Source organism: Brucella sp. NBRC 12950, assembly GCF_030268145.1.
GTDB lineage: Bacteria > Pseudomonadota > Alphaproteobacteria > Rhizobiales > Rhizobiaceae > Brucella.
Map to the genome: position 1 here is coordinate 1 of NZ_BSQC01000046.1, position 576 is coordinate 576.

Sequence of the window (576 nt, forward strand, 5' to 3'; positions counted from 1 at the left end):
GCCGCTTGATGAGAAGTCGCCTGCTGATTTCGGTGCTGACATTGCTCCACGCCTCAAGGTTCTGAAAACTGAAGAACCGGGTGGCCGCAAGGCTGGCGTGAAGGTTGGTTCGGTTGCTGAGCTGGTTGAGAAGCTTAAAGCTGACGGCGTACTTTAAGGGAAACCCGTGAGGCCCGTCTGCAAATGGCGTGTTGCTGCGCTTCCGGTGCTCCGTTACGAAAAGTACGCTCCGCTCCGGTTCTCGCACCCCACCATTTTCGCCAAGGCCTGACAGGTTTCGCAAACCGAGAGATTTAAGGGACAAACACATGGCTATTCTTCTTATTGCCGAACATGACAATGCAAGCCTTTCCGATCAGACTGCAAAGGCACTGACTGCTGCTGCCCAGATCGGTGGCGATGTCGATATTCTGGTTGCTGGCAAGGGCGCGAAAGCTGCCGCTGATGCAGCTGCCAAGCTTTCTGGCGTTCGCAAGGTTCTGTTGGCTGAAAGCGATGCGCTGGAAAACCGTCTGGCCGAGCCACTGGCTGCAGCCATCGTTGAACTCGCAGGAAACTACGACACGATCATTGCAC

The 576-nt window shown here is 55.4% G+C and carries 1 protein-coding gene and 1 pseudogene; both read left to right on the forward strand.

The genetic code is table 11. The features are described 5' to 3' along the window. Window positions 1-157 (forward strand): annotated as a pseudogene (locus QSJ70_RS27360) (electron transfer flavoprotein subunit beta/FixA family protein); the annotation flags it as partial. Between the two features lie 151 nt (window positions 158-308). Continuing rightward, window positions 309-576, forward strand: a 268-nt coding sequence (locus QSJ70_RS27365) for an adenine nucleotide alpha hydrolase family protein (RefSeq protein WP_502871731.1), incomplete at its 3' end; no start/stop codon positions are given.